The organism is Thauera phenylacetica B4P, from assembly GCF_000310225.1.
GTDB lineage: Bacteria > Pseudomonadota > Gammaproteobacteria > Burkholderiales > Rhodocyclaceae > Thauera > Thauera phenylacetica.
Genome location: NZ_AMXF01000006.1, coordinates 1 through 14,711, shown reverse-complemented (window position 1 = coordinate 14,711; position 14,711 = coordinate 1). Strand labels below are relative to the sequence as shown.

At 60.9% G+C, this 14,711-nt stretch carries 18 protein-coding genes; 7 read left to right on the top strand and 11 right to left on the bottom strand.

Translation table 11 applies throughout. The annotated features are described in order from the left end of the window. Position 1: 1 nt before the first annotated feature. The 4 genes from C667_RS02195 to C667_RS24620 all read right to left on the bottom strand — a co-directional run bounded on the left by C667_RS02195 (position 2) and on the right by C667_RS24620 (position 6,263). Positions 2 to 1,681: a TnsB C-terminal domain-containing protein gene (locus tag C667_RS02195; RefSeq protein WP_000179844.1), complete on the bottom strand. Its 1,680-nt coding sequence runs from the start codon at positions 1,679 to 1,681 to the stop codon at positions 2 to 4. A gap of 412 nt (positions 1,682 to 2,093) precedes the next feature. Further along, positions 2,094 to 2,975, bottom strand: coding sequence for an AbiTii domain-containing protein (locus tag C667_RS02190; protein WP_039920589.1), 882 nt, complete (start codon positions 2,973 to 2,975; stop codon positions 2,094 to 2,096). A gap of 371 nt (positions 2,976 to 3,346) precedes the next feature. After that, complete coding sequence (locus tag C667_RS02185; RefSeq protein ID WP_004356272.1) at positions 3,347 to 5,560, bottom strand: relaxase/mobilization nuclease domain-containing protein; 2,214 nt, start codon at positions 5,558 to 5,560, stop codon at positions 3,347 to 3,349. Then, the gene (locus C667_RS24620; protein ID WP_157302112.1) at positions 5,538 to 6,263 is read right to left on the bottom strand and encodes a plasmid mobilization protein; all 726 of its coding nucleotides are present in this window, start codon (positions 6,261 to 6,263) and stop codon (positions 5,538 to 5,540) included. Before C667_RS24620 ends, C667_RS02185 begins: the two co-directional genes overlap by 23 nt. Positions 6,264 to 6,507: 244 nt before the next feature. Here C667_RS24620 and C667_RS25490 point away from each other — a divergent pair, with 244 nt between their 5' ends. The 3 genes from C667_RS25490 (at position 6,508) to C667_RS02175 (ending at position 7,943) form a co-directional block, all read left to right on the top strand. Then, a complete protein-coding gene (locus C667_RS25490; protein ID WP_011222072.1) occupies positions 6,508 to 6,834 on the top strand; it encodes a hypothetical protein in 327 nt (108 codons plus the stop codon). Between the two features lie 182 nt (positions 6,835 to 7,016). Next, positions 7,017 to 7,394, top strand: a complete 378-nt coding sequence (locus tag C667_RS02180; RefSeq protein WP_004356268.1) for a hypothetical protein — start codon at positions 7,017 to 7,019, stop codon at positions 7,392 to 7,394. A gap of 3 nt (positions 7,395 to 7,397) precedes the next feature. After that, entirely contained in the window at positions 7,398 to 7,943 is a 546-nt protein-coding gene (locus tag C667_RS02175) for a hypothetical protein (protein WP_004356266.1), read from the top strand. Between the two features lie 36 nt (positions 7,944 to 7,979). On the opposite strand, the gene C667_RS25485 is transcribed toward C667_RS02175, so the two are convergent. From C667_RS25485 to C667_RS24615, 3 genes are read right to left on the bottom strand one after another with little or no spacing between them, the layout of a single operon-like run. After that, the gene (locus C667_RS25485; RefSeq protein WP_157302110.1) at positions 7,980 to 8,201 is read right to left on the bottom strand and encodes a hypothetical protein; all 222 of its coding nucleotides are present in this window, start codon (positions 8,199 to 8,201) and stop codon (positions 7,980 to 7,982) included. Then, a complete protein-coding gene (locus tag C667_RS25480) occupies positions 8,188 to 8,340 on the bottom strand; it encodes a hypothetical protein (protein ID WP_196493490.1) in 153 nt (50 codons plus the stop codon). The genes C667_RS25485 and C667_RS25480 overlap by 14 nt, the downstream gene beginning before the upstream one ends. Before the next feature lie 23 nt (positions 8,341 to 8,363). Beyond that, positions 8,364 to 9,416, bottom strand: a complete 1,053-nt coding sequence (locus tag C667_RS24615) for a DNA-binding protein (protein ID WP_083881246.1) — start codon at positions 9,414 to 9,416, stop codon at positions 8,364 to 8,366. 207 nt (positions 9,417 to 9,623) lie between these two features. Between C667_RS24615 and C667_RS25475 the strand changes: the two genes are divergently transcribed. Further along, positions 9,624 to 9,890 carry a hypothetical protein gene (locus C667_RS25475; protein WP_058657698.1) on the top strand — a complete coding sequence of 89 codons (267 nt, stop codon included), beginning with the start codon at positions 9,624 to 9,626 and terminating at the stop codon, positions 9,888 to 9,890. A 288-nt stretch (positions 9,891 to 10,178) separates the two neighbouring features. Here the strand turns inward: C667_RS25475 and C667_RS02165 are convergent, their stop codons facing one another. Both C667_RS02165 and C667_RS02160 read right to left on the bottom strand, forming a co-directional pair. Beyond that, complete coding sequence (locus C667_RS02165) at positions 10,179 to 10,493, bottom strand: hypothetical protein (protein ID WP_039920606.1); 315 nt, start codon at positions 10,491 to 10,493, stop codon at positions 10,179 to 10,181. 190 nt (positions 10,494 to 10,683) lie between these two features. Further along, on the bottom strand, positions 10,684 to 11,613 hold the full coding sequence (locus C667_RS02160; protein WP_004356263.1) for a primase C-terminal domain-containing protein: 930 nt from the start codon (positions 11,611 to 11,613) through the stop codon (positions 10,684 to 10,686). Positions 11,614 to 11,842: 229 nt separating this feature from the next. Between C667_RS02160 and C667_RS25470 the strand changes: the two genes are divergently transcribed. The 3 genes from C667_RS25470 to C667_RS02150 are packed head-to-tail and all read left to right on the top strand — an operon-like array spanning position 11,843 to position 13,460. Continuing rightward, the gene (locus C667_RS25470) at positions 11,843 to 12,013 is read left to right on the top strand and encodes a hypothetical protein (protein ID WP_004356261.1); all 171 of its coding nucleotides are present in this window, start codon (positions 11,843 to 11,845) and stop codon (positions 12,011 to 12,013) included. Continuing rightward, the gene (locus C667_RS02155; RefSeq protein WP_004356260.1) at positions 12,010 to 13,134 is read left to right on the top strand and encodes a M23 family metallopeptidase; all 1,125 of its coding nucleotides are present in this window, start codon (positions 12,010 to 12,012) and stop codon (positions 13,132 to 13,134) included. Before C667_RS25470 ends, C667_RS02155 begins: the two co-directional genes overlap by 4 nt. A gap of 56 nt (positions 13,135 to 13,190) precedes the next feature. Continuing rightward, positions 13,191 to 13,460: a hypothetical protein gene (locus C667_RS02150; protein WP_157302108.1), complete on the top strand. Its 270-nt coding sequence runs from the start codon at positions 13,191 to 13,193 to the stop codon at positions 13,458 to 13,460. Positions 13,461 to 13,462: 2 nt separating this feature from the next. Here C667_RS02150 and C667_RS02145 read toward each other — a convergent pair whose 3' ends face one another. Both C667_RS02145 and C667_RS02140 read right to left on the bottom strand, forming a co-directional pair. Next, positions 13,463 to 13,684, bottom strand: a complete 222-nt coding sequence (locus tag C667_RS02145; RefSeq protein WP_004356256.1) for a hypothetical protein — start codon at positions 13,682 to 13,684, stop codon at positions 13,463 to 13,465. Next, positions 13,684 to 14,322, bottom strand: a complete 639-nt coding sequence (locus C667_RS02140; RefSeq protein WP_004356254.1) for a DNA-binding protein — start codon at positions 14,320 to 14,322, stop codon at positions 13,684 to 13,686. Before C667_RS02140 ends, C667_RS02145 begins: the two co-directional genes overlap by 1 nt. Positions 14,323 to 14,711 lie beyond the last annotated feature (389 nt).

Genomic DNA, 14,711 nt, shown 5'->3' with positions numbered 1-14,711 from the left:
GCTACCACTCCTCAATCTGGTCGAACGGTTTGGCGGGTGGCAAGTTGTCTGCCTGCGGGTCGGCAATATCCGTATCCGGCGGAACGGGCTTGTCCGGCCGAGCTGATGTCTTGAGGTGCTGGCGGCGATCCGCGTCACGCCGCGCCTTGCGTGTGGCCTTCTGCGCGCTGGTCACAATCTCACGCATCTGGCCGATCATGCGGAACAGCGCCGACTCATCCACCTGTTCGCGCCCTTGCTGCCGCAGTTTCGCCAGCGCCTGCCGTTGTTCCCAGAGGGTGACAGCCGGATGCGACAAGGTACGGTAGGGAATTTCCAGGTAATGCTGTCCCTCCGGTTCCAGGACCCAGATACGGCTGATGTCGCGCGGATCGCGCCGGATCAGAAAGGACGGCCAGCGTTCACGCCGCGCAATCCACGGCTTGAGCGCATCGGCGTAGTAGTGGATGTGGTCGATGACAAAGCCGGTGCGGGTCAGCGTGCGCCGGAGGATCGGCAGAAAATCGACCAGGAACGAAGTAGCGCGTGTGACGACGGCCGGTACGCCGACACGCGCCACGGCCTCGGCCCAGCGCGCGGCCGGCGGTTGGAGCAGGCCGTTGTGCACCGAACCGTGGTAGGTGCCGACCGCCAATGTGAGCCAGCGCTCTAGCTCGCGCAGCGTCAGGGCGGCCTTGTTTTCGGAATCGTAGTCGCCGCGCTGGTCAGGGTTGGAGAAGGTCGTTCCCGGCAGTTCGTCGTGAATCATCTGCATCGCCGTGCCGATGATCCGTTCCACGATGCCGCCATAGTGCGGCTGTCCCAGCGGGCGATAGTCCAGCCGGATGCCATGCTGCTCGCAACCCCGGCGCAGGGCCTCGCTCTTGAACTCGGCCGCGTTGTCTAGGTAGAGCAGCAAGGGCTTGCCGCTCATCTGCCAATCCATTTCCACGTTCAGTCCTTCCAGCCAAGGGCGCTTGTCGCAGGCGACATGCACGAGGCACAGGCCAACCGAAACGGCAGACGGCGCTTCCAGCGTGACGACCATGCCGAGCACGCAGCGGGTGAACACGTCGATGGCGAGGGTCAGGTACGGGCGGCCAATAGGTTGCCGGTCGCGGTCATCGACCACGATCAGGTCGATGACCGTATGGTCTATCTGCACCTGCTCCAGCGGCGCGGTCACGGCAGGAGGCTCGCCGCCCACACCTTGTAGGTCACGAGCGGCATCCTGGCCTTCCCGCCGGCGGATGACCTTGCGCGGGTCAAGGCTAGCGATCCGTAAGGCCACGGTATTGCGCGCCGGCACTCGCAGTTTTTGAGCCTTGCACACCTGAGTGACTTCGCGGTGAAAGGCCGCTAGGCTGCGCTTCTGCTTGGTCAGGAACCGCTTTTGCAGTAGCTCGTGGATGACGCGCTCGACCGGTTCCGGCAAGCGCCCCTTACCTTTACCTCCACCGGACTGGCCGGGCACCAGATCCGTCACGAGGCCGCTGCCTTGCCGGGCACGCCGGATCAGAACGTATACCTGGCGCCGAGACAAGCCCAGCGCCTGAGCCGCCATATCGGCCGCTTCGTGCCCGACCGTCTCCGACTGCGCCAACGGACTGATGATCTCCGCACGACGGCGCGCACGCTCCCAAGCCTCATCAGGCAGAGTGGCCACGCCTTGTTCTGGAATCCGTGGGGTGTCCGTCGCCATGCTCACCTCGCTTTGGTGCACACGAGTATTGAGCATAGTCGAGATTGGTGCAGATCACTTCTGATATTGAACTGTCAGGAGCTGGCTGCACAACAGCCATTACGCCCAATCAACTGGTGCAGTCGTCTTCTGAAAATGACATTTATGGCCGCTGCTTGGATGCCTGAGAAACCACCGTTTTTTGAACACTGATAGATAGCTATATAGCTATCAACCGCGCCCCACCCCGCCCATGTGTTGCTATACTTGGTTCGCAGCCCTAGGCTCAGTCCTCTCCCGGCCACCATACTGGTGATGACACTAGGTTCGTTCTGGCCCTGTTATGCAGGGCCACCCCAATTCCTCGACAGACCCGCCTACTGGCGGGTTTGTCGTTTCTGGCCCATCCACAGCAAAGCTAGATAGCTAGCTATCACAGCAGCGCCGTCAGGTACGGCAGCGCCTGCGCCGCAAGTACGCCACCTGCCGCGTTTTCCAACACGGCTTTGATGCTTCCTGCGGTCGCTTTGATGATGGCCCACTTGGGCTTCGGTGATGCAGCCTGAGCCTGCAATGTCGCCAGCTCTGCCTGCAATTCATCGCGCACCTCGGCTTCGATGCGTCCCTGCTGGATGGCATCGCGCAGCAGCTCAATCAAGGCTGACAGCGCAGCCATGTCACCGCCTGTTTGAGTCTGGGTCTGGTTAGAGCTATTCGATCCGATCTGGATTTGGGAGCCGCTTACGTCTCCGAAGTGGTAATGCTGCTGCTGCACCGTCTGCTTCTCCTGCTGAGTGAACGTCATGCCTTCCCCGAGCACGCCTTTAGCCTCCAGATCAAGCGCCCATTCGAGCACCCGACTCCGCACCTTCTCGATGACACCCTGCACCTGCACGGTGGAAAACCTGAGCGCCGGGCGCATCGTCACACCGTTCGCCTCGCGCATCATTTGCATCAGCGTGTGCTCGATGTTGGCCGGAAAGTGGCTGTAAATGCCGGTTGTGCTCTGAGCAAGCTGCATCAGCTCCGGCACCGACTGTCGCACCTCGAAGTCCGACAGCAGCTCGGCCATGTCTGGCGGCGCAAAAAACGGGATCGGGCCATTGATCGGATTCTCGGCCATCAACTGCCCCTGCACCCGACGATAGTCAGGCACCTCTCCTGAGTAGTAGCCATTCAGTTCGCTGCTGATCCAATCGACCAGCTCAGGCACGGCCAGACGCCGCGCAACAACCAGCGCCCGGCGTAACAAATCGCCGGGCGACACCGAGGCATCAATTGCCGCATTCACCAGTTCCGGGACAAGAGCAGGCATCCTTCCTCCAAATTCTTGATAGCTAGCTATATATCTAGCTCGTTATCATCCGTCATTTCGGGAGCAGTCGCACCGTTTTTGCACCCATCCTCCCTGATAGCTATCTAGCTCGCTATCAAACTATGTGGCGGCATTGTGGTAACAAGATGGAAGGCAACACCAAGCCACCACCATAGAGCCACCATCCCGCCACGCTGTCACCACACAGGCAGCACCATCTGACCACCTTGTCACCACCTTCTAACCACCAAGCGCACACCATCCCAACACACTCTCACCACCATATTTAGATAGCTAGCTATCTTGAAAGATATATAGCTATCTCAAGGTGTGGGCGTATATGGAGCAGAGTCCACGCTGAATCGCCCCCCTCACCAACCCGGCCCCTCTGGCTCGTCGGGATGCATGTCAGGACGCGCCTGCTCTCGTTCAGCCGCGTCAAGCTGTCGCTGGAATGCCTCGGCCTCGGCTCGCGCTGCTGCGGTGGCCAGCTCGCGGGCCACGTCATCAACCGACCTGCCAGACCGCTCCGCAGCGCCAAGACGCTCAGTCACCGTGCCCTTGGCAATCTCAAGCTGTCCCATCAGCACCACAGCCGACACACCCAGCTCGAACTGCCCGATCTGGAGCATGGCCCGCTCAAATTGAGGCCACCGCGGATCGCGCTCGCCAGTCATTCGAGCAGGGGAGCGCACCCCACCGGAAGCCACTGACCGATACCGCGACCAGTCTGGCTTTGCCGTTGGCACTGGGACGGGCCTGCGGCGTTCGATCTCCACATTCAGCCGCTCTTGCAGCTCGGGGTTTGCAATCTGCACCCCCATCTCCGCAGCCAGCTCCAGCATCATCTGCTGATACTCAGGTGGCCCGCTGACCGTGACCCGCCCCCACTTCGCCTTCGCCAGTTGCAGCGCCGCCCGTGCCGCATCACGATCACTCGCGGCAGTCACGTCGATCCGCCGACCACAATCAACAAATGCAGGGCCTGCATCATCCGGTCGCCGGAATACAACCTGACGCCCACGCACCTCGGCCACGAACGCCCGGATGTCCCGAGGGGGCAGGGCAGGGGTGTCCGCGTCGCCGACCAGCAGCGCCTGATCGCTATTTCGATGTCGCCAAAGTTCGGCCAGTCCTGGCTCATCCAATCGCCGATACCAGTCCTCGACGCCGGGGAAAGCTGGCAACCGTTTCCGCAGCCGGTGGCGCTCGCCGCTCTGCCGCTGGATCAGCTCATCCCGTTCGGCCAGCCACTCAGCGCGTGCAACAGCGCCCAAGGCATACCGATTCCTGCCCGCATGGCCAGCCAGCAGTGCATCGCGCCGCGCTTCGTAGCGTGACCACGCGGCCTCTTGTTCCAGTCGATGACGCTCGCGCAGTGCTGCCGTTTCCTGTTTCCGCTCCCGCTCGTACTGCCGCCGCTCGCGCATGTAGTCGCTCATGCGAGGCGCATCCGGCTTGAGTGGCTCCAACTCCCGCTCTGAAATCACCATCCCTTCGGGAGCAGGCTCATATGCACCCAGACGCTTCTCCAACTTAGGCAAGGATGACTTTCGGCAGGCTTGGCTGGCCTTGACGGGCGTGTCTCCAACCCAGATCAATGCACCGCTCCCTTCGCGCTCGAAGCGGCACCCCACGGCGGCCAGCTCCGCGTGCAACTGCGCCCAACTCGATGCCGACCGCAAGATCGGCCCGGCAACCTCTTTGGCGGTACGCTCGGCACTCTGCACGCCTGTGCGAGTTTCGATGTCGATGGCTCGCTGGCTGATCGCGACATTTTCACGTGCCCGAGAGGCGGGGAGGGCGCTACGCAATGCCACGCGCTCCGCCTTCTGCTGCGTTTTCTGCGCCAACTGCTCAGCAAGCTGGCGTGTTCTCAGCTCATCGAGCGCCGCCTGCCGCTGCGCCTTCGTAGCTTCAACAGCCTCCAACTCTCGCCGCTCACGCTCATGCCGTCGCCGCAGCTCTTTACGGTCATCGGTTTGCCGCCGTCTGAGTGCCAAATCAGCCGACCAGCCCGCATCCGGCACAGCCTCACCGTTCTCGCCTCGGTAGGCCAGCGTGCCGTCTGGAAGCACCGTGTATCGAGCATTTCTCTCGGACTTCCAGCCTTGCGCGTGCTCGATCAATGCAATCGCCCGATGCTCCGCTTCCCTCGAGAAGCCACCGTTGATCTTGATGCACTCCAGTCGCTCAGGGTGCATCCGGTTGACTGCTATGTGCAGGTGGTAGTTATCAGTGTCCTCGTGCAGACCATAGATAATCTGACAATCGCTCAACCCAAGTTCCCTGAGCCAGATCGTTATCATCTCCTCGACCTGCTCAGGTGTCGGCTTCTCGCCCTCCCGCAAGCTCAGAACAAAATGCTCCACAGTGTTCTTGCTTCGCGTGGCATCTTCCGAAAGTGCGATCATCTCGCCAAGCTGCATCGACCGTTCAGCAGTGATGAACCCGCGTGCGCCGTGATAGACGCATTTCTCCGTCGCGCTCTCAGTCTGTGGATTGAGGATGTACTCGACCAGCTTGATAATGCGACGATGCTTCGCGGCCTTCGCATCTGGGTTACGAATGTGCTTTGAGATCATGTCCCAGCCTCTTGAAGAGCGCCGCCAGTACACTCCGCGTCGTATAAATCTCTGGGTAGTCCCGACTACGATGCTCTGCGAGGAAATGTTGCAACATCGCCATCAGCGACCGGATACGCCGCTGCATCACGCGATTTATGTTCGCAGACACCGGGCGACCGAATATCCGACGTCGAACGAGTGCGCCGGGTGTAATACCCGCCATCTCCGCATCCAACGCAAGTTGGTCTTTTTCTGCGGGCAGAAGACGCAACGTCACAATAGCTTCCAGTGCCACGCCATCTGACCTTCCAACGAACTCGACAACATCAGCGGCGCGATCATGCCGGACGCGGCTCGGCTTGATCTTTCCGGCCAGTGTCCGAGCGAACTTTTGCAGATCAACAATGGCCTCCGCGAGAGGAGGGAAGTAGGGTGACTGGCTTGCAGCGGAAGCATCCCACGCGGAGCGAACTACAGCGCCAAGCCGGATCAACTCTGCAACCAGATCACGATTCACATCACTGACAACGGGAGCGCCGAAGTACAGATCACGGACAAGGGCGCTCATGCTGACACCGCGTGCATCCGCCTCGGCACGCAGCGCATCGCGCTCATCTGGCTGTAACCGCAGCGCGAGCTTTGCTGTAAGCGGCTCATCGCCAATGCAAACGAACGGCACCCTTGCAACCCCCCTTGAAAACTGCTTGATAGCAAGCTGCAAACGCCACCCCCGGCGCGAGGGGGCAGGACGAAAGAGCCATCTTGTGAGAAGCGCAGCGCCGAACAAGTGGCGTCCATTGAATGATACAGGTCGGGGCGCGAAGCGTTCCGGCATGTGTCATACAATGGCCGTCCTGCATGTCTGCTTACAGCCATGATTCGGCTATCATAGCGCGTTGCCTCTGAACACGCAAAAGCGTATGATGTCAAGCGAGTTTTGTTGATTACAGGAATGGAGCAAGCACATGGCTACACTCACCGTTGAGCATGTCGAGCAGATCAGCGCAAAGCTGAAAGAACTACCTGCCGTTGAGAACAAGAAACGCCCGGTCAGCAAGCAAGAGGCCATCAAGCTGCTTGCAAAGGACATCAAAGCAATGCAGGCCCGTGGCTATACTCTGGAGCAGGTCAGCGAGCAGCTAAAGCAGCTTGGTGTATCTCTGGCAACACCAACGCTGCGCAGCTACCTGAAGAGAGCTGGAAGCGGAACGGCAACACGCAAGAAAGGCCGCGAAGCGGGTAGTGCAACGGCTATCGAAGATCAGCAACAGCCTGCTCAGCCATCGGCATAGGTGCATGAAGAGGGTAGATGCGTGGCAACAAGTGAGAGAACAGAAACAGATAGGAAAGTAATCAAGGAAGCAATCGTATTGCCTCTTGAACTACCCATATGGGTGACGAAGAATCCTCTCACTGAGCCAGCTAAAAAGAAACCGATGACGTTCGTCGAGCGACTGAAACGATGGATGCAACGATGAACGATCTACAGCGAGCCGCCGCCAGAGCACGCCCGGCACTTGCCGTTCTGGCCGCCGAGCTTGGCGAGCCGTCGCCGGATACGGTGCGGGCGCTGACAATCATCGGGCAGATGCTGGACGACATCGAGGCCGGGTGGCATCCACTCGACCGCCCCGACGACTGGCCCCAGCGTGACCGCTGGCCTGATCGTCCTCACTGGGAGAGGTGGCGGTGGGCAATCAAGGTGCTTGCCGATGCCTGTGGCGCAACGGCACATTGCACCCCAAAGTACCACTATATGAGAGTCGATGTCCGGCAAGCACGATCCGACGCGCTGACCGTGGCACTAGATGACATAGGATGCCTGATCGAGCTGGCGAGCGACAGGGGCTGACTGATGGCAATCGACAAACTCAACAGCCTGCAATTCCTGTTTTTCCGGTCGGACTACTTCCAAGAATTTGGCGATAGGGACGGCGTGTATGTGGATCGTGTGCCGTTTGAGTTGCGGCAGCGGCTGCTGCGGTGGACATGGCCGACGACTGCCCGCGATCAGTATTTTTTCCAGCACGAGGGCCGAGACGTTATCACGCGGGAAGGGTGGGAGGCGTTTGTGCGCTGGGTCTGTCGGGCGATGGATCGACAGCTAGGCGCAGAGGGCGAGCATACAGAGTCAGTCCGGCTTTCCGGCGATCCGCTGGAATCGTTGGCGGGCATCGACGAGATCATCAACCGTGGCGACCACGAGGCATTTGCCGGGCTGCTGCACGCCATCATTGAGCAGCCGGGCGGCCCCGTCGCTGATCGTGTTCGCACGCTCTATGAGCGTGTCCAGAATCGCGCAGCCGATCCAGAGTATGCAGCGTGGCCGCAATATCAGGCGGCCTACTGGCTGACCGTGGCAATGGGCCAGTTTCGCACCACTCGAGAGGACAAGGCGTGAGTCGGCCAACTGGCATTTGTTTGCGTTTCATCGCAATCATCCTGACCGCGCACGCTCAATGATGTCGGCAACGATCTGATCGACCTCAGCAGCCTGCGCCTCACGCGCCCACCATGCAGGTTTTGCTGCACATGCGTTAAGCACATTGACGATCATCATCAGGATTTCAGGATCGCCGTCATGGGCCACCTGAACGAGCATCGCACCAGCACGGCGGATGTCATCTGAGAGTTGCTGTAGTTCATCAGGTGTCGGCATTGTCGTCATCCTCAAGCGCGGCTTGAACCGTGGCAATCCTTGCCGCTCGACGACGAGCTAGCTCTTCACGCGCCCACTCGCCATCACGTTGCATTTCATCACGCAAAGCATCCAGCTCTGCCGGGGTCAGCAGCCTCACATCATCCGACGCACATCCTTGACTCATTTGCCACCCGAACCGCGATCAGACCTCTGCTGGACAGCCGCAAGTAGAGAGGCATTCTGAGCCTGTACAGCCTCCAACTGACCCGCCAGCTTTGCAGCAGATTCACGGGCTTCTGCCGCATCATGCCGAGCAACCTCCTGAGCCTCTTTTGCCTGCCCCAGCAGCTCGGTAATCCGCGCTGCATCCTGCTCCATCCGCGCCCGGTAATCGGCGTGTGCCTGAGCATCAGCAGCGGCTTTGGCCTTTTGCTCGGCCAACTCACCTCTCAGCGCCTCAATCTTCTCTGAAGCCTCACGACGAGCCGCATCAAGCTCGGCCCGTACCGTCTTCGTTTCAGAGTGCGCCTGCTCCAGCTCGCGAGCGTGAGTTTCCGCTGCAACCTTGGCCGCTTGTTCAGACGCCGCCAATCGCTCACGCAACTGAGCCAGCTCATCCCGCAGCGCCTCGATCTTCACGCCTGCGTCGCGACGGGCAGCATCCAGCTCCGAGCGCACGGCTTCGTGGGCATCAGCAGTGGCCCGTGCAGCTTGCTCAGTGGCAACCAGACGCTCACGCAACTGGGCCAGCTCGACCGCCTGCGCCTGCCCATGAGACTGAGCCTCACTGAGCCGCCTTTCCAGCGATTCAACTTCCGCCTGCGACTCGTCCAACCGTGTCTCCAGCTCGTCAACCGTCTGTGCGGCATCGACCAGCTCCCGCTCCGCCTGCTCACGCTGCTCACCAGCAGTGCGCAACACTTCGGCGACCCGGCGCTCAGCAGCCTTGACCGCCTTGTCGTTCAGCTCGACGGCCAACGTCGCAAGTCGCTCAGTAAGCGACTTGGTGACAGCAGCGACTTCCTCAGCCACCTCGACTGGCAGCTCCGCCACAGGCTCAGCCTCCGTCGTGTTCTTCGCAGCCAAATGCTCGTCCCACACTTGCTTGAGGCGATTGGGGTTGCCGCCACCGACCTTCTGGCGCAGGGCAAAGCCGGTCACATTGCGACCAGCGGCCACAAGGGCTTCACCAGCCGCGACGATCTCTTCCGGGGAAAACTCAGCAGGGCGCATAACCGATCCTCCATCACATGATGGCCTCATTATAACACAACAAACAAAGAAACAAACAAATAAACTAACAAACTAAAAAGGTCGCCTGTCCTCCCGGATGTCGAGCACGAGCTGCCGCCTCGCCTGCGGCGCGTTGGCTGGCCAGCCGCCGACGCCGGAAAGACTGCGCTATTCCGTCGCCGTCGCCCGGCTCCGCAGAGGGCATTGGTGAAGATGCGGACAGACCGCTTCGCGCTGGCAGACCTCGGCCAGCAGGACAGGCTCGACGAGATCGTCACCGATGCCGCACGCGGCCTCGAAGACACGTTCGACGTGAACGAACGCTCGAACACGAGCACAGGGAAATCGACGGATGGTGACTTGCATGACTTGGGCCTCCGATGGGCAAGTGAAAACACATCACCATCTTGGCGTCACGACACCACCGGCAGGAAGCAGCAAGCTGCTTTTCAAGTAGCTCCGGTCATTTTTTAAATGACGAGTAGCCGTAAGGAGGGCGGTGGGTAACTCGCCAGAGTTATCCACGGGCCGACGCGCAGCGCCCAAAGGGCGCGAAAGAACCGGGTCAAGGGGTTGGTGCGGCCCGCAGCGCAGCGAGGACACGGCCCCTTGACGCGGATGCTGTTGAATAGCCTCTACGTGTGGGTAGGTTCAAGGGCGTAGCCCACCGAGCCTGCCCACGCGGCCAGTCCGGCAAGATCGGACGCGGGAAGCCCGAAACCGGCAAGGTTTCGCGGTCGCCGAAGGCTTGAAATCCACCACTCAAACGCTGGAAACACGCGAGGACGACAACCGCTTAACCGCCGCAACGAAGTCGAGCCGCAAGAGGTGCATAGCCAGATCAATCGCACCGCCACCACCTTTGTCTGCACGGGTATCGAAAAACTTGGCACCAGTCACCAGCAGCTCGAAAACCTGGCCACCAACTGCAACATGCAACCGGATCGTGGCCGCATCCTTCACCGGCTGAAAATCCGGATCGCGCTTCCAATGCAGCCCGAGGGCATCAAGAGCCTTTGTCACAACCATCGACCGAAGCGACTCCAGCAGCTCAGGGCTAAATGATCTCTTTGCCATCACCAACAAACCTCCATCCATCACCCCGAGGGGGAAGCCGCCCGATGGGCGGCAGGACTACTACTTCGCGCCTTCGGCGCTGCGCGTCGGCCCGTGGATAACTCTGGCGAGTTACCCACCGCCCTCCTTACGGCTACTCGCATTTAAAAAATGCTGGGGCTACTCAAAAGCGAAAGCCCCCCAGACAGCACTACGAAGAATCGAGAGGCTCCAAATCCAACCCCTTGGCAATCAAATCAACCAACGAGGCACGGGGGGCAGATACCTGATGTACACCATGCTTAACATCCGATCTGGGTGCTGCGACCACCTCCAATACGGCGACAACTGCTGGCTTGAGCACTTCGGCCAGGACATGCTTATAGGCCGCGACTGTCTGTCGAGAGAGGCCCGCCAGACGCGCAATAGCGGCTTGAGTGAGGGTTTCGCCCTTCTGCTGGAGCTGGCGGCAGGCAGCCCGAACCTTGGACTCTGTGGCCTTCTGCCTGACCTCGTGCGTGCGTGCGGCTGCAAGTCGCTGCCGCTCAACCAGCGGCAAGTCCTTATCGAGCTGCATCACGCCTCGATGGCAGCGGCTATCGCCCCTGTAACGATCCCATGTCCAGCGGGCGACCGATTTCACCGTGGCGCGCAGCGAGGACAGGGGCAGGTCGCCGGAGAAGCCGAGCTTCTGGAAACTGTTGCGGTTATGTGCGTAGGCTTCCAGCAAGCGGGTGAAGGTCGAGAATGACCCCTTTTCGCGCTCGCGGTTGACGATGGAATAGGCGTAGTAGCGCAGGTGCTCGAACAAGATGCAGTGCCGCGAATGGCTGACCTCATCGAGCTGCGGCCCTTTACCCCACGGCGAGGACACGGCCAGCTCCACATAGTCGGCCAGCTCGCCCAGCTCATAGATGTGGCTGTGTATCTCCCATGTCAGCCACCACGGATGGCCGGGAGTTTTGGCGACCGGCCCGCTGTGGAAGTCTGTGTCAGCGTCCAGACGGGCGGCGAACGCCTCATAGACGGCTTTCTGAGTGTGATCACCGGATTTGATGTTGTGATGGTCACCCTCCGCGATGGTGAACTGCCGCATGAACGCCGATCCGCCCTTCTGCTTGAACGCGAGGGTGCCCTGCACTCCGGCGTTTTCAAGGCCATGCCCTTCGGGTGCGGGCTACGCCCGCAGCCTTGACAACGCCTACGTTCCGGGCGAGTTGTCGCCAGGCAGTAGGGCTGACTCTGCACGCAGCGCGCGCCAGTACGTAAAGCACAAACCGTGCCCGAACGGAGTCGATAACGCGCTGATATTTCAGAAAAACTTTTGGTCATCGAAGATGAGGGACTTCAGGCCTCGAACATCACCCAAAATGACCAAAAACACGCTGTTTTACATCGTTGAGGATGACCGTGCTCACAACCGCAAAACCCCGATGGGTGGCCTGATGGCCGATCAGCCCTTCGGGCCGGAATCGGTGCAACTGACCTGCACCATCGACGGCACCTATGCCGCCCACGAAAACGAGTACCGGGAGCCATGACCATGCACAAGCTGCTTGCTCTGGCCGCACTGGTGGCCGTGACTCCGGCACTGGCCAATACCTGCATGGTGTCGCCAACCGAAAAGCAAACCGTCTCCGGGCGCTTCGGCAAATTCCGGGGTGAAGGTGCGGGGAACTTCGGCAGCGCCAACCAGAAGCCGCACATGCACGATGGTCTGGATTTCTCGACCAGCGGCGCATCGCAGCCCCTGTACGCCACCACGGACGGCAAGATCACCTTCATCGGCAACCGGCGCTCGGCGGGCAACGCGATCCTCATCGAGCGCAGCAATGGCGACGTGGTGGCGTACTACCACATGAGCGGCTTTGCCACCGGCCTGAAACAGGGCATGGAGGTCAAAGCCGGGCAGTACATTGGCCTGTCCGGGAACACACCCAGCGACGCGATGGTGAAGCACCTGCACTTCACCTACGGCACCGCGCAGAAAGATGAGGCCCGCGCCAAGGCTTTCACTCAGAGCGCATCGAAAGGCACCTTCAACCCCGGCCAACTGCCGTCCGCGTTCAATCAGCAGCAAGGTATCGGCTGGAAGACCGATCCGGCCCCGTATTTCTGCGCGACGTTCCCGATCCAAGACGGCAATCCGCAGCACTACCCGATTTTGGGCAAGGACACTAAGGAGCAGCACGCCATCCTGTTCGGCAGCGTCCCTCCCGGTGGCGTAGCTCCGAACGTCAAGTTCGAGCCAGCACAAGTCGCGGCGGCGAATGCGGACGCGGCGCTGGCCGCTGCCGAGGGCAAGTCTCCCACCGAGTGGCTGTCGGACAAGGACGGCTACGGCTCGCTACCGACCGCGCCGATTGGCGGCTACCAGACGATGAGTACCCAAGAGATGCTGCTGACCGAGGCCGGACGCCGGTTCGGCGACGCCGAGTGGAACAACAACGTCACCAAGGTATCCAGCCGGGCGCTCTGGTCGGATTACGTCCATGCCGTTGGCGTCAGCAACTACTTGTCTGAGGCGATCTACCGCAAGAAGGAGCGTGTCGAAGCTCTGCTGGCCACCTACACGTCACAGAAGACTGAGCGGCTGCGCAAGCAGACTGCCACAGCACATGATCGGGCGCAGCGCGGCGGCGTGTCGCGCAGCATCCAATAGCGGAGGAAGGCAACATGTTTGTGTTTCTACATCCAGACGTGATGGAACGTCTCTGCATGGAGAAGGAAGAACGGCAGAGGTTTGTCCAGGCCATGCGCTCGTGCCCCGGCGTGATCTTGGAGTTGCTGCCGTTCGCGCCCCGAAAACGCAGGCCAGAACCTCGGATCGTGCTGATTCCGTCTAGTTGCCGACGGCAGCGGGAATACCGCCGCGAGGAACTGGTCATCTACTGCGACCGATTTGATCTCGTCGAGAAAATCACGCTGCTGGCATACATCTCGATGCTCCAGATGCGGATCGAGCAGGAGGTGATGGAGGAGCAGTAAGCCTACCCCTGCCGGGCTTTCATGATGATGGCGGCGGCAACAGCCGCCGCTTCGTTTTCGGCAGCCTCACGCGCCCACCAGGCTGGCTGGGCGGCAGCACTCGACAGCGCCCCGGCTGCCCACAATGCAAGTTCCTGATCGCCCAGATTGATTGCCTGAGTGAACACCGCACCAAGCTGCCGAAGCTCGTCGGCCAATTTCTGATATTCGGCGGCGGTCGGCATCACTCGCTCCTGTTTTTCTTGACACCCTTCGGCGCAACGCCAGCCGCTGCCAGCCGCTCTTCGAGGCTGGCAAGCTGCCGCTGAACATCGCCAGCCTTGGCAAGCTGCCCTTGCAGGTCGATCACCTGCTGCTCGGCCTTCCCAAGAGCAGAGCGAGTCTCGCGAAGCTCCGCCTCCATGCGCGTCGCGTGCTCGGCACGCTCTTCCAGACGGCCAACCTTCAATTCCAGCGCCCGATTTGCCTCTCGCAACGCGGTAAGCTCATCAGCACGGGCGGCATCCTGCGCTTCCAGTCGGGCGATTTCTTCGGTCGCCTCGGCCAGTTCGGCCTTCATTGCGTTCACGCGGGCCTCCGCATCCTTGCGCACTGCCTCGGACTCCACCCGCGCCTGCTGAGCTACCTCGGCGTAGATGCTGCGCACGAGGTCTGCCCCGCGTGCCAGCAGGGCGTCCGGCACTTCTACGGCAGCCTCTTCGCCTTTCTCGCGCCGGGTCTCCCAGTCAGCCAGCATCGGCTTGAGCGTGGTGAACGATCCGCCGACCCGCTGCTGGATCAGTCGGAAGGTGGGCTTGCCGCCTGCGGCGACGATGGCATCAGCGGCGGCATCAACCGCCTGTTGAGTGACGACCTGCTGCATGGCTACCTCCTTTGCATCGTAACATCGTAACGTGTTACGTTATGATAACGTAACGGCAACGAAGGGACAAGAGGAAACAGCCTTCGCTCCCGCTGGTCGCTGCGCGTCCGCCCGTGGACAACCTGCCCGCCCACAGCGCAAGGCTATGGACGGCCCGCCGTCGGCGGGTACGCAGGTATGCCCACCGGCTCCCTTGCCGGGGCTACTCGCATTTTTCAAATGCTGGATGGGCTACTTGCTGACGCCTCGCTGCGCTCGTTGTCGGCCAGCCGACAAGCGCGGAAAGCTGCGCATTCCCGCCTTGCCGTAAGCGGTAACCGAGCGGCGTTCTTGCCTACTTCGAGCGCGGGTGGAGATCGGATCGAAGCGGATTGGCCGCGAAGTGTTGC